Raw genomic sequence first — 14,414 nt, 5'->3', positions numbered from 1 at the left:
AAAGTTTTTGTCGAATTGGACGATTAGCAAATTTTAGCACTATATATCTATTGTGATTAATGGTATAGTAATTATGCAAAAATTAACATTAGGTCGGAGGAACTATAGAACAGATGCAGAACACACAAAAACAGTCATACGTACTCCAAGTAGAATTGCTAGTAGAGAACATTAGCAACGCTGCTGCCTTGGAGCAGGTCATTCATGCCTTAAATGCTGGCGGATTTGTGGATTATCGGATTTTATCAGGTGTTCAGCTGGGACAAGTTATCGATCAACGCAAAGCTGATGCTGCTGTTCAAGTTCCTATGGAGATCGATTTTAAAGGGCCAACGCAAAATGAAAAACAAAGCAATAAATCTGCAGCAAATGGCAAGTCTGTACCGTCTGCTAAAGACAAAGACGTTCCATCTGCCAAAGCAGCTAAGCCTAAGGTTGTTGAACCTTCACTCTCCGATCCCTATGACGGATTTGCAGACATTCGCGGTTTTATGAAAAGCAATAAACTCATTCGTCTTATTGTAAATAAGGGGCTTGGCATTACGCTCAGCATTCCATGCCGTATTCTAAATGTGGATGATACAACGAATATGATTACGGTCTATCACGTAGATGAGAAGCAAGTCTACACATTCAAGCTTAATGAAATTGAAGACTATATCTCCTGATTATGAGGCAGCACAAATTGAAAAGGTCCGTTTGAATGAGCCGGAAGTGTTCCCAGCCATTCAAACAGACCTTTTTTCTACATGTAATAGCCGCCCAGCATTTGCTCAATATTGTCGCTTGGGACTGGCGCACTCCAGAAATACCCCTGCATTTCATCGCAGTTGTGCTTGCGCAAAAATTCAATTTGCTCCTGTGTCTCCACACCCTCTGCAATAACCTGGATGTTAAGATTATGTGCCATGGCAATAATAGCTGCTACAATTTCCGCATCGCTTGGGTCCTGTTGGATATCGCGAACGAAGGAACGGTCGATTTTGAGCCGATCGATCGGGAAGTTTTTCAAATAATGAAAGGAGCTGTAGCCTGTACCAAAATCGTCAATGCTTATGCCAACGCCAAGTGCCGTCAAATCCAGCAGGCAGCGCGATACATGGTTTACATCCATCGTCATGGACTCCGTAATTTCCAAATCCAAATATTGCGAATCTAGTCCGGTACGAGTCAGCACGTCTGCAACCTTGCTAGCCAAATCATGCTGGACGAACTGCCTAATAGAGAGGTTAACCGATACAGGCATAGGCGGCAAGCCTGACTCCTGCCAGCATTTATTTTGGCGGCAAGCCTCTTCCAGCACCCAATCGCCAATTTGCACAATCATGCCGCTCTCCTCAGCCAAAGGAATAAAATCGCCCGGAGGGATCATTCCCCGGATCGGATGCTTCCAGCGCACCAGCGCCTCGACGCCGATCATCCCGCCAGAAATCATATCATATTGCGGCTGATAATATAAAATGAACTCCTTGCGCTGAATAGCTCGATACATTTCATGCTGCATCGACAAATGCTCAAACGAATAATTGCTCCAGCTTTCGGAATAAAGCAGCGCATCGTTTCGACCATTCTGCTTCACCTTCATTAACGCCATATCCGCTTTATTAAGCAGCGCGTAATCATCGTCCTCGCCCAGACGGCTCGTGACCGCACCTATGCTCGCTGTAATTTGGATCGGAAAGCCTTTAAGCTCGTAAGGCTCCTCAATCGCTTGCAGCACCATGCGGGCGCGGCTCAGCAACTGCTCCTCCGACTCCAAATCCTTAAACAGCAGAGCGAACTCATCGCCTTCCATTCTGGCAGCAAAATCCTGCTCCGACATGACGCTTGTAAAACGCTCCGCCACCTGCATGAGCAGCATATCGCCAAATTCGCGGCCGAAGGAGGCGTTGACAAGCTTAAACCGATCCAAATCCATATAACACAGCCCTACAAGCTGGTTATGATCATGAGCATAAGCAAGGCTCTCATTCAATCTCATTTGAAAAAGCGTCCGATTCGGCAATCCCGTTCTATCATCGTAATAGGCCATATAACGAATCCGTTCGACATTTCGCTTGCGATCGCTCAAATCATGGCTGACCACCATCGTTCCGATGACCTTCTCATCCTGCACCATGGGGGCGCATACGAGATGCAGCTCAAGCGGATAGCCTGACCGGTGTATAATATGAATGTTACCCTGCTTTGGACAACCGGTAAGCGAATGCTCCAGCATCGTATGTAAGGCATCCCGGCTGCCTGCATCTACGAAAGAGGCCAGCCAATTTCCCATTAACTCCGCGCGTTCATAGCCAAAAGTGCGCTCTGCGCCTTCATTTAATTCCATAATGACGCCCTGTGGATCAATGATAGCGAGCGGGACCGCTTCCGAGCGAAGCAGCGCCTCGACCATTGGTTTATGATAGCTGAGCGTATTCGCCGCCTTGGACTGCCTGACCATTAGGACGAAGCTTCCTAGCAGGATTACCATAGTCAAACAAGAAGCCAGCCAAATGAAAAGCGAAGGTATTGCTGTAACTATCATCGCTGCCACCCATACTCCTATGATAATGAGCAGCAAACCGCCTTGCAGCCACGGAATCCACAACTTGGACAACCATTGTGTAAGCGCGTTACGTGGCGGTCTATCAGGCCGACCAAACGTTCGTTTCGTCACGCACTAACTTCCTTCCTACATTCGAATCCAATAAGGTTAGCCTTATTATAATCGAAACCACCGTTCCGGCATAGAAATATTATGCAAAATCAAACGGCTTTTTTTCGCGACTTGAGGGTCGCGACGATGACGCAAACCCAGCCCGCTAGAAAAGCTACGCCGCCGATTGGTGTAATGGCTCCCAGCACGCGAATATCGCTTAAAGCGAGGACGTAAAGGCTGCCGCTGAAAATAATCATGCCCGCAAGCAGCAGTCTTGCTCCGGACAGCAGCAATTTGCTCTCGCCCAAACGATCCGCAAGCAGAGCAACCAGCATAAGGCCAAGCGAATGATACATATGATAGCGTACGCCCGTTTCGAAAATAGCGAGCAAATCAGCTGGCAGCGTTTCCTTTAAACTATGAGCGCCAAAAGCTCCTAATGCGACTGCAAGAGCGGCACCAATAGCGCCGATTGTGAAATATTTTTGGAACATCCGTTTTCATTCCTTTCAAAATTGAGTATAATTTACTGTAATTGTGTTTTAAGATGAGTTACCTATACTGGAGGAGAATATTTTAATGGAAGAAAATAAAAACAATTCCACACCGATATCCTTTACGAAATCGGATACGGACCATACCCAGACACCGGATTATAATCCATACGGGTCTGCACCATCGACGGGATTTTCCGATCCCTCACCTTTTCAGCCCAGCCAGCCGCTTAAGCATTCCGGCCTTGGCATTGCTTCATTCATTATGGCCATTGCATCCATTATTATAGGCGTCATTAGCATCATAATGTTTTTTGCAGCCATTGGCAGTCTCATTTCTACCGGAAATGAATACTTAATTGAAGACCCTGCCTACCTTGAAGACATGATTACTGGAAGTGCTGGCTCCTTCATGGCAACAATTGTAGCGTTTGTTCTCAGCGTTGGCATTACGTTTGTCGGCCTGATTCTTGGTATTATTGGTGCCTGCTCCAAGCAGCGCCGCAAAGTTTTTGCCGTTATCGGCATTATACTGAACGGACTTGGCGTAATGGGCACTGCTCTCTTTTTTATTTTTGCCATTGCTGTAGCATCTGCTGGAGCAAGCGCATTATCCGGCTACTAGCATTCAGACAGATAGGCAGGAAGCAACGTACGCGTTGTTTCCTGCCTTTTTCTATTAACGGACCGTTACGGCCGTGCGGCTGTAGCCTTCCTTCGTCTTATGAACTTCAAGGCAGGCGGGAAAAGCCTGCTTGAGCTCCTGTACATGCGAAATGACGCCAATCATGCGGCCGGCGCGCTGCAAATCGACCAAAGCCTCAATCGCCTTGTTCAGCGCCTCCTCGTCCAATGAGCCAAATCCTTCGTCAATAAACATCATTTCTATCGAAATTCCGCCTTGATGTGCCTGAATAACATCAGTCATTCCCAAAGCAAGGCAGAGAGACGCATTAAACTTTTCCCCGCCGGACATCGTTTTCACATCGCGATTTTGCCCTGTATAAGCATCGTACACGTCCAGTCCAAGGCCGCTTTGCTTCCCTCTGACCTCCAAACGGTCGCTGCGCTGCAGCATAAACTGCCCGCCCGAGAGCCGCTGCAGACGTACATTTGCTGCCTGCAAAATTTGCTCCAAAAACTCAATCAATATATAACGTTCAAAGGAAATTTTAAGTGCATTGTCGCCTTTGAGCATCTGATAAATATCGAGCACCTGCTCCAGCTCCGCCTCAAGCTGCTTCACGCGCTCGCTCGTTGCAGTGAGCTGACGAATCAGACGAGCAGCCTCCTCGCCATGCCTTGCAGCGGTTTGCAGGGCTGCAACAATCGACTCCAGCTGCTGCTTAAGCTCCGCGCCCACCGCTTGCATCTGCTGAATATCCGCAGGCTGCTTTCCTGCCAGCTCCAGCTGCATATCTGTTACACGGCTCGACAGTGCCTGAACGGCAGACTTATACGCGTCCAGCTGTTCCTTAAGCGCTTGCCGCTCCTGCGGCGTTTTTGCGGCGGCGTGATAGGCCTCCAATGAATCAAATGCAGCTGTCCTTAGCTCGCTCAGCAGCCGTTCCTGCGCTTCTACCCTATTTCGCTGCGCTTCTTCCAATTGTTCGCGGGCCTGCACCGCATGAACGGAAGCTTCCGTCTCCTTAAGCTGCGCCTGCTGTAATTGCTTGACAGCAGCCTGCCAGGCATCTGCATGCTGGCGAACTTTCACCTGCTGGTCGGCCAGCGCCCGCTGCAATTGTTCGGGCTCGCGAAGCGACTCTGGAATGCGCTCCAGCTCTCGGGCGAGCAGCGACTCCTTCGCTCCCAGCTCAATTTGCACCTGCTGATACGCCGCTTGCCGCTGTTCTTTATCCCGGATGAGCCGCTCCAGCTCCGCTTCCCGCTTCTCCGCCTGCTCTTTAAGCAGGCGCATTTCTTCATTTTGCTGCAGCAGCCGCTCGGTCTCGTCCTTCAACTGCTTCCACTTCGTGCGCAGGTCAGCCTGCTGCTCAGCGAGATGCTCGGCAGAGGCGCCGTATTCCGCAAGCTCGGCGGCGCTGCTTTCCCAGCCGGAACGGGCTGCCGCTACTTGCAGCCTTGACGCATGCAGCTCGCGCTCGCAGGCAGCAAGCTGCTCCTTTGCCTGCGCGAGCTGCTCGCGTGAAGGCACGTCGGCGGCCGTTTGTATTTTGCCGGGATGCTCGACGCTGCCGCATACCGGGCAAGGCTTGCCGTCATGCAAATGGGCGGCGAGCAGGCCTGCTTGGCCTTCAATCCATTGCTGCTCCAGCCCGTCATGCCGGGCACGGACGGTCGAAAGCGCCTGTTCCTGGCTCGCTTCCAGCCGATTGAACTCCGCGAGCTCCTGCTCCAGCTTGATTAGCTTGGAGACATATTTGCCCTGCTGCTCGACGCGCCTGAGCTGCTCCTGCTTCGCTTGCAGCTGCTCGCCATCGCTCTCCATGAGCTTCAGCCGCGAAGCGCTAAGCTGCTTCGCTTCCTTCTCCGCCGCAATAGCCGCTTCTTCGCGCTCGAGCTGCGCCTGGCCCTGCTTCGCCCGTGCCCGCAGCTCCGTCACCGCCTGTCGCTGCTCGCCGATCTGCTGCACCGCTGGCGCCAGCTCCTCCAGCCGGCTCAGCTCACGCTCCGCCTCCCGCCGCTCGGGCTCACGCTGCTCCTCGCTCGCATGCCGCTGCTCAGCCGCAGCCAGCGCTTGCTTCGCCGCCTCCGCTTCGCGCTGCTTCGCCTCGCTGGCCTGCTGCTTCGCCTCCGCGTCCTTGCCAGCGCGGCTCGCTTGCTCCTCATAAGGCGTGAGCAGCGCTGCCCGCTCAGCCAATTGCAGCTCGCGCCCCTTCGCTTCCTGCGCGGCGCGGCCCAGCTCCAACTGCTCGAGCTTGCTTCGCTCCGCCGCAAGCTCTTCGAACCTTGCGTTCAGCGCGAGCGCAGCGCGCAGCCTCTCTTCCTGCGCATGCAGCTGCTCGCCCATCTGCTGCCGCTGCACATCGCCTTGCTGCACCAGCTCGCCGTAATAAGCAGCCTCCTGCTCCAAACTAGCAAGCAATTGCGCCGCGTTATACACCTCTTGGCTCAGCGTCGCAGCCAGCAAGCTCCCCTCGCGCTGAGGAAGAGCATCGCCCGATTGCTTCATATACATGTCATTGCGCAGCCGCGCTTCCTTGAGCGTTTCATTCAGCTCGCGGTTTTGCTGCTGAAACTTAAGCTCCAGCTTTTCATACAGCTCCGTGCGAAAAATCCGCCGCAAAATCTCTTCTTTATTATCGGTATCTGAAGTAAGCAGCTTGCGAAACTCTCCCTGCGGCAGCATTACGATTTGATTAAATTGCTCTTTCGTAAGGCCAATGATCGATTCCAGCTTGGCATCAACGTCGCGAACTTGGAATCGGTCGACAAGCGGCACAGCTTGTCCATCAACAAGCTCATACAGCTCTGCCTTGCCGCCCGTCTCGCTTTTGTTTGAGCCTTTTCGATGCGGAAGCTGGCGAAATACTTGGTATTCCCGCTGTGCAACGGCAAAATGAAACTCAACCGACGTATGCGTTTCATCTCCGGCAAAATGGCTCCGCAGCATGCGTGCCTCCGAGCGGTCCTCCCCGCTCGCCGCGCCATAAAGCGCAAAGCAAATCGCATCAAAAATCGAGGTTTTCCCCGCTCCCGTACTGCCGGAAATAACGAACAGCCGATGCTCGTCCAGCTGGGCAAAATCAATCGTTTCCGCATCCCGGTACGGGCCGAATGCGTTCATAATTAGCTTGAGCGGTCTCATGCGCCTCCTCCTTCCTCATGCAGCAGCCGCCCGAACACATCGGCGAAGCGCTGACGTTTACTCTCACTGAGCGGGCTGCCCTTGACCTCCTGATAGAAGGAAGCAAATAAAGCTACCGGATCAGCCTCCCTGCGGCCAGCCGCCTCGATTGCACCTTCAGCGAAAGCCTCTGCTTCTGCCAGCAGCACCGCTTCAGGCCTGCGCTCGACATGCAGCGCATTCGGATAAATCGCCCGTACCTTCTCCATCGGAAACAGCACTGGATTTTCATTCAGCAGCGTAACAAATACATAATCCTCGCTCATTGCATGCTGCTCAATTTCCTCAATCGTTCCGGAAACGCGGCGCAAATCGCGCAGCGGCTGGAATAACCGTTTTTCCACAGCTACCGCGCCTTTGTCATCCATCTCCACTACATAATAGCCTTTGGCGTGATGCTCCTCGGAAACGGAATATTTAAGCGGCGAACCCGCATATCTGATTTTATCGTCGCTGACATTATGCGCCTGATGCAGGTGGCCGAGCGCCGTATAATGAAATGGCGCAAAATAACCGGCACGCACATGCTCCGCCCCGCCAATCGCCAGCGGACGCTCCGAATCGCTCGTATTCGGCTCCGCCTCGCCAGTTGCCGTAACAAAGGCATGACCGACAAAAACATGGCGCGCAGCAGGATCAAGCTGATCTCGCAGCCGGTCCGTCAAAGCTTTCATCGCATCATCATGCGTACGAATACTCTCATCGTCCAGCACGTAACGCACATATGCAGGATCGGCATAAGGCACGAGGTGAAAATGCACCTCGCCATGCTCATCGCGGAGAATGACAGGCTTCTGCTCCCGCTTCATTCTTCCCGCAATATGCAGCCCCCGGCTCGCCATCATCGCTGTGCCAAAATCAATCCGATCCGGACTGTCGTGATTGCCAGACACAGCAAGCACCGGCGTTTCAAGCTTAATAACAATATGCTGCAGCACCTCATCGAGCAGCTCTACTGCATCAATGGGCGGAATGGCCCGATCATACAAATCACCAGCAATAATAACGGCATCCGGGCGTTCGCGTTCAATATCAGCAATCAATTGCTCCAGCACATAACGCTGGTCTTCTGTCATATAAACACCTTGAACCAGCTTGCCTAAATGCCAGTCTGCGGTATGGAACCATTTCATAATGGCGAAACATCCTTTCTTGCCCTTGACCTTCACGCAGCGTCAACGATTATCCTCCTAAGTATACCAAGGAGGGGACAAGGATGAGAACACTAATTCAAAACGTTCATATTTTAACAATGAAAAAAGGAGAAAAGCTTTTTCAAGGCGAGCTGCTGATCGAAAATGACCGCATTGCGGCCATTGGCACAATTTTGCCTGAGGATAAGGCTCAAGCAAGCAAAATCATCGACGGCAAAGGCATGCTGGCAATGCCTGGCCTCATTAATGCTCACCAGCATACGCCAATGAGCTTGCTGAAAGGTTTTTCCGATGATTGCAAGCTGATGGAGTGGCTGGAGCATAAAATGCTTCCTGCCGAGGCGCGGATGACGCCTGAGGATATTTATTGGGGAGCCAAGCTGGCCATGGCGGAAATGATCAAATCCGGCACCACGGCATTTGCCGATATGTATGTGCATATGAACGAAATTGCCGCTGCTGCCTTGGAAACAGGGATGCGCGCCTCCTTAACACGGGGACTTGTATTTATGCAAAATGACGGCGGCAAACGGCTAACCGAAGCGCTCGATCTCATTGACCGCTGGCATGGCCAGGCCGACGGGCGAATTACGACGATGTTTGGCCCCCACGCCCCCTATACTTGCCCGCCAGAACCGCTGGCAGAAATCATTAAGCTCGCCGCCGAAAAGGATTTGCCTATCCATATTCATTTGGCGGAAACGGTAGAGGAAGTCGCCAAGATCAAAGCCAAATACAGCTGCTCGCCAACCGTTTATTTGCACAATCTCGGGTTATTCACCGAGGCCCATGCTTTGCTTGCCCATGGTGTCCATCTTACACATGAAGATATTCAGCTGCTTAGAGGCATGAAAGGCGGCGTTGCCCACAATCCGGTCAGCAATTTGAAGCTGGGCTGCGGCATTGCTCCGGTGGCAGCGCTTATCGAGGCTGGCGTTACGGTTGGGCTGGGCACGGACGGATCAGGCAGCGCTTCGACCGTTGACATGTTTGAGGGGATTAAGGCGGCGGCCTGGATGCAAAAAATGGCGGCAGGCGACCCGTCCGTTTTCCCGGCCCATCAGGTGCTGGAAATGGCGACGGCTGAAAGCGCCAAGCTGCTGCGCCTTGATCAGGAGATAGGAACGCTTGAGGCTGGCAAAAAAGCCGACCTTATTTTAGTCAATATGAATAAGCCCCATTTGCAGCCGGTCCATAATCGGGAATCTCTGCTCGCCTACGCCGTGAATGGCAGCGATGTCGATACGACCATCGTCAATGGCAAGCTCTTGATGCAAGGGCGCGAGCTGCTGACCATAGACGAGGAGGAACTGCTTAAGCAGGCGGCGATTCGGGCTCGGAGAATCGTGGACGGTATTTAGAGCAGCAAGCATGCGGCAGCGCGGCTGCTTTTTTCGCAATCTGCCGCGCATGCGCATGCCTGCTGCCGCAGAATGGCCGCTCTATTTTTCAACTATGGCTTGTATTTGTTATTCGTCACTGTGTTCAATATGGCTAATCTGCCACTCGGGTTGTGCGGTTCCTGCTCCTTATGTCCGTTATCCCCTTTGCTCAGAAAAGCCGCTTAAACGGCCGCATCCGGCATCAGGCCTGATCAAACCGTCCAAACAGCTCCCTTTAGCTTCCCTCGAACAAAAGGGTTACTTATTACTTTTCTTTACGCTGCTATTCTATAAAATGTTTTGGACAGACTCCGATCCCCCTGTTTCTGAGCTAAGGGGATAATACCCCAAGCGCTATAAAATAGGAGCAGCTTGTCCAAGCAGAGCGCGCATTGCTGCACCTGAAGCAGCTTGAGCGGCTGCACTTGGATCAGCCGGGCCCGTTGGCACACTATTGTCTGGCTGCTGCTCAGGAGCGGGCGTCGTTTCCGGCTCTGTCTGAGGGTCTGTTTCCGGCCCCGTTTGCGGAGCTGGCTCCTGCTCAGGGGCAGCCGCTGCTTCTTCCATAGCAGCCTGCTCTGCAAGCAAAGTATTGGCAGTGCTTACTTCTGTAAACGATGCCTGTGGCAGCGTCGTGTACATGCTTGGCGCAGGTGGCGTGCTCATGCCATCTCCGAGGAAATAGCTCGTATGCGGCGGCTGGTTGTAAGCTACATTTTGCCAGGCCACACCAAGGCGATATACTGCATCATGCATCAGCGTGTAGAGACGATATGCCGTGACATCTGTCGTCGTATACAAGCGCAGCTTGGTGCTGTCCTCTGTGCGCCACAATACTTCCTCACGCCAGTCGCCAATCAGATCGGCCTGCAAGCTTGGCGTACCTTTTGTCGAATTGTTTGAGTAAGTTCCTGTTGCCGTCAGCAGGCGGCTTACTGCACCGGTATTGTAATTCCATTTTTCAATTTTGCCGACGCCAACCCCAGCGCTTCCTGACCATACATGATCAAGCAGCTCGCGCAGCAGGTCGCCGTCCCACCAAATGCCGAAATTTTGCGAGGATGGAGGCGTGCTGGAAATGAGCTGCCCCGTAATCGTCCTCAGCCCTACACCACTGCCAGCCCAAACCTCAGCTCCCGGGTAACGGGGATCGATGTCGGCCGCCATGCCGCGTCCCGTATCAGCCCCCGTATACACACCCCATAAAATTTGACCAGTAGCAGCATCATGCACTTGGGCGCCATAAGGCTTGCTCGTATCCTCATTTACCTTGAACACCTCAAAGCCAGCGCGATTCGGATTCAAATCGCTGACATGCATCGCATCGCCATGCCCCATATTTGTGTTATAGAGCTTCTGGCCATTATCATCAACCGTCATCGCGCCGAAAACAATTTCATCCTTGCCGTCATTGTCTACATCCGCCACACTAAGGCTGTGATTGCCTTGCCCCGCGTAAGCAGAATTGCCGGAACTGTTCGTATCAAACGTCCATCGGCTCGTTAGCGAGCCGTTCCGGAAGTCAAACGCAGCAATGACCGTTCTCGTATAATAGCCGCGCGACATAACAATGCTTGGCCTAACGCCGTCCAAATAAGCAACGCCAGCTAGGAAGCGGTCGACACGGTTGCCATAGCTATCTCCCCAGCTTGATACAGTGCCCCTTGCCGGCACATAGTTGGTTGTCGCAAGCGCTGCTCCGGTCTGCCCTGAAAAAACAGTCAAATATTCCGGGCCAGACAGCACATAACCTGAAGAATTGCGGTAATCGGCAGTCGAGCTGCCTATCACTTGTCCTGTTCCGTCCACGGTGCCGTCCGCAGTTTTGATGACCACCTCGCCTTTGCCGTCGCCGTCAAAATCATAGACGAGAAATTGCGAATAATGGGCGCCTGCACGAATATTTTTTCCCATATTAATGCGCCACAGCTTCTGGCCGTTCATTTTGTAAGCATCAAAAATTACATTGCCGGTATACCCCGATAGGGAGTTATCCTTAGAGTTCGACGGGTCCCATTTGAGGACGATTTCGTATTCGCCATCTCCGTCAAGGTCGGCTACGCTCGCATCATTTGCGCTATAGGTGTAGCTTTCACCGCTCGGTGTTGTTCCGCCAGCAGGCTTGTCCAGCGGAATATCTTTATAATTGCTCGCCCATACGGTTGCCGTATTGGAGGCCGGGCGTTCAACGCCATTAACAACGGCGCGGACATAATAGGTAGAGGAGCTGCTTCCACTAGCATCAAGTAGATTCGTACTTGTCGTAATGACACTGCTGTTGACCTTCGTCCCGTTGCGATAAACGTTAAAGCCCGTATTAGCTGCCTCGCCGCCGAGTAGCCGCCAGCTGACAAATACGCCTCCGCTTACTTTTACCGCAACGACTCCTCTCGTTAAAGCCTCCATCTGCCTTGGGGCAGCAGCACTGACCTTCGGATCAACAACAATAGCCGGAATGACCAGCAAAGCAGCAACAGCGAGCATAATCGTTTTGCGAAATACGTTTTTAAAGTTCATCTCTTCTTATTCAGCTCCTTTTCGCAAATGATATTTTATCAACACCCACAAATGAAAGCGCTACCAAATTATTCGAAAAATAAGTCTGCTTCATGCCTTGAATTCCCAGAATCACGAACCATTAACCATTCGGGCAGGCATCCACCTCCTTGATAAATCATACGTTTTTATGAATCAAAACCATAATTTGGAACCGCTTTCATTGTCGATGATAGACTGTGTTCCGACATTTTACTACTTAAAAAACAGAGTTTTTTGTTTAAAAAACCGAGATTCATTCGATTAATTAGCTAGAATCAGATCGCTTTTGACTCACATATCCGCCCCAGACTTGAATATATTGAATAACAAGGTGAAACGGCTATCGCCGTCCTTTGGCGGCAAGGCGCGTTTCACTCCGAGAAATATAAGCCTAATGATAAGTATGAAACTTATAAATTCTTATATTTCAACGAAAAATTAGATCCCCTGGCCCTGATCCAGCTATTATTGATGAAAGATGGGAGTGTAACGCTCATGGCAGAACCGTTATTTATCGTGTCACAAGAGGATTGGTCCTTGCATCGCAAAGGTTACGAAGATCAAGCCCGGCACCAGGAAAAAGTAAGAGAAGCTGTTCGGCAAAATCTCCCCGATATTGTAACCGATGAAAGCATTGTATTATCCGATGGCAAGCAGACGGTGAAAATACCGATTAAAAGCATTGATGAATCCCATTTCGTCTACAACTACAACAAGAAGCAGCATGTTGGACAAGGCGATGGCGATTCACAGGTAGGGGATGTGCTCGGCGTTGATCCTGGGGCGGCCAAAGGTTCTGGCAAAGGACAGGGTGCAGGCGATCAGCCGGGCGAAGACTATGTGGAGGCGGAAATTAGCATTGACCAGCTGGAGGATATGCTCTTCGAGGAGCTGGAGCTTCCTAATCTGGAGCAAAAACAGAAGGATGTTATGGAAACAACCGAGGTCGTCTTTCACGACATCCGTAAAAAAGGCATCATGTCCAACATCGACAAAAAACGGACGCTCATTCAAAATTTAAAGCGCAATGCCAATGAAGGACGTTCAGGAATTGGCGGCATCTCGCCGGATGATTTGCGTTTTAAAACGTGGAATGAAGTTGTGAAGCCCCAATCCAATGCCGTCGTATTGGCGCTCATGGATACTTCAGGCTCTATGGGGTCTTTCGAAAAATATTGCGCCAGAAGCTTCTTCTTCTGGATGACTCGTTTTCTGCGCCGGAAATACCAGCATGTCGAGATGGTATTCGTAGCACATCATACGGAAGCGAAGGAAGTGACTGAGGAGGAATTTTTCACTCGGGGCGAAAGCGGCGGCACCATCTGCTCCTCTGCCTATCAGAAGGCGCTTGATATTATCGACAGCCGTTATCCATCTGCCAACTGGAACATTTATCCTTTCCATTTTTCCGATGGCGATAATTTGACCTCCGATAACGAGAAATGCGTGAAGCTAATCGACAAGCTTCTGGAACGGGCCAATCTGTTCGGCTACGGCGAGGTTAATCAATATAATCGCAGCAGCACCTTAATGTCGGCATATAAAAACATAAACAATAAAAAATTTATGTATTCGATTATAAAAGATAAAGGCGAAGTGTATAAGGCGCTGAAAACCTTTTTCTCCAAGCCCGCAAGCGGCGCTTAGCAGCAGACATTAGTAAAAAGCTTCCTCTTCGAGCGTTCCCGAAGAAGAAGCTTTTTTCACATCATTTTATATCATGTGTTGATGTTGCATTAGTATAAGCTGTCGCTTGCCATTTGCCGGTTACTAAACCTGTTTGGCAATAATACCGCGCTGCTGCAAGCAGCGGATAACGGCCTCAGCCGCTGTCTCCGCATCTCCTTCGCCTGAAAACAGCTCCAGCTCTGGAGCTAGCGGCTTCTCATATGGAGCAGATATGCCCGTGAACAGCGGAATTTCTCCTCGCCGCGCCTTGCTGTACAGCCCCTTCGGATCACGCTGCTCGCATATCGCAAGCGGACAATTCACATATACCTCCACATAGGGAAGCGGAGCTGCTATCGCTCGCGCCAGTGCGCGGTCCGCCTCAAGCGGCGAGACGAGCGCCGCAATGGCAATGCTTCCACTGCCGGCAAACAGCCCCGCCACCTCTGCGGTGCGCCGCACATTTTCGCGGCGATCCTCTGAGCTAAAGCCAAGATCGCGGTTTAGTCCATGCCGCAAATTATCGCCATCCAGCACCGTCGTTCGCACACCGCCAGCTTGAAGCTGCCTGTGAAGCGAGGCAGCAATAGACGACTTTCCCGAGGCAGGCAGCCCTGTTAGCCATACGATACAGCCGGAATAGTCCCATTGGCCAGACTGCTGCAATCCGCCAAGCTCATACGAATGCCACTTTACATTCGGGGATTTTTGATCCATCCGGCACCC

10 protein-coding genes are annotated in these 14,414 nt (G+C 51.6%); 4 read left to right on the top strand and 6 right to left on the bottom strand.

The window, feature by feature from the left end:
* The first annotated feature begins 113 nt into the window (after positions 1 to 113).
* Positions 114 to 668, top strand: a complete 555-nt coding sequence (locus tag AC50X8_RS27210) for a hypothetical protein (RefSeq protein WP_494882702.1) — start codon at positions 114 to 116, stop codon at positions 666 to 668.
* A gap of 77 nt (positions 669 to 745) precedes the next feature.
* On the opposite strand, the gene AC50X8_RS27205 is transcribed toward AC50X8_RS27210, so the two are convergent.
* On the bottom strand, positions 746 to 2,659 hold the full coding sequence (locus AC50X8_RS27205; protein WP_056039742.1) for a putative bifunctional diguanylate cyclase/phosphodiesterase: 1,914 nt from the start codon (positions 2,657 to 2,659) through the stop codon (positions 746 to 748).
* Between the two features lie 89 nt (positions 2,660 to 2,748).
* A complete protein-coding gene (locus AC50X8_RS27200; protein WP_494864062.1) occupies positions 2,749 to 3,135 on the bottom strand; it encodes a DUF423 domain-containing protein in 387 nt (128 codons plus the stop codon).
* A gap of 85 nt (positions 3,136 to 3,220) precedes the next feature.
* On the opposite strand from AC50X8_RS27200, the gene AC50X8_RS27195 reads away from it, so the two are divergent.
* The gene (locus AC50X8_RS27195; RefSeq protein ID WP_494882700.1) at positions 3,221 to 3,760 is read left to right on the top strand and encodes a hypothetical protein; all 540 of its coding nucleotides are present in this window, start codon (positions 3,221 to 3,223) and stop codon (positions 3,758 to 3,760) included.
* Between the two features lie 54 nt (positions 3,761 to 3,814).
* Here the strand turns inward: AC50X8_RS27195 and AC50X8_RS27190 are convergent, their stop codons facing one another.
* Together AC50X8_RS27190 and AC50X8_RS27185 are read right to left on the bottom strand one after the other, a co-directional pair.
* Positions 3,815 to 6,907: an AAA family ATPase gene (locus AC50X8_RS27190; protein WP_494882698.1), complete on the bottom strand. Its 3,093-nt coding sequence runs from the start codon at positions 6,905 to 6,907 to the stop codon at positions 3,815 to 3,817.
* The gene (locus AC50X8_RS27185; protein WP_494882696.1) at positions 6,904 to 8,079 is read right to left on the bottom strand and encodes an exonuclease SbcCD subunit D; all 1,176 of its coding nucleotides are present in this window, start codon (positions 8,077 to 8,079) and stop codon (positions 6,904 to 6,906) included. Before AC50X8_RS27185 ends, AC50X8_RS27190 begins: the two co-directional genes overlap by 4 nt.
* Before the next feature lie 83 nt (positions 8,080 to 8,162).
* Between AC50X8_RS27185 and AC50X8_RS27180 the strand changes: the two genes are divergently transcribed.
* Positions 8,163 to 9,461 carry an amidohydrolase gene (locus AC50X8_RS27180; RefSeq protein ID WP_494882694.1) on the top strand — a complete coding sequence of 433 codons (1,299 nt, stop codon included), beginning with the start codon at positions 8,163 to 8,165 and terminating at the stop codon, positions 9,459 to 9,461.
* Positions 9,462 to 9,836: 375 nt separating this feature from the next.
* Here the strand turns inward: AC50X8_RS27180 and AC50X8_RS27175 are convergent, their stop codons facing one another.
* The gene (locus AC50X8_RS27175; RefSeq protein ID WP_162241925.1) at positions 9,837 to 11,999 is read right to left on the bottom strand and encodes a rhamnogalacturonan lyase; all 2,163 of its coding nucleotides are present in this window, start codon (positions 11,997 to 11,999) and stop codon (positions 9,837 to 9,839) included.
* 516 nt (positions 12,000 to 12,515) lie between these two features.
* Here AC50X8_RS27175 and yhbH point away from each other — a divergent pair.
* Positions 12,516 to 13,667, top strand: a complete 1,152-nt coding sequence (gene yhbH / locus AC50X8_RS27170) for a sporulation protein YhbH (RefSeq protein ID WP_056039733.1) — start codon at positions 12,516 to 12,518, stop codon at positions 13,665 to 13,667.
* 123 nt (positions 13,668 to 13,790) lie between these two features.
* On the opposite strand, the gene cysC is transcribed toward yhbH, so the two are convergent.
* Complete coding sequence (gene cysC / locus AC50X8_RS27165; RefSeq protein ID WP_056039732.1) at positions 13,791 to 14,405, bottom strand: adenylyl-sulfate kinase; 615 nt, start codon at positions 14,403 to 14,405, stop codon at positions 13,791 to 13,793.
* Positions 14,406 to 14,414: the final 9 nt, after the last annotated feature.

It is taken from the genome of Paenibacillus sp. JT22N15, assembly GCF_059383755.1.
The sequence above is the reverse complement of the archived record's forward strand: the minus strand, read 5'-3'. Positions and strand labels throughout refer to the sequence as shown.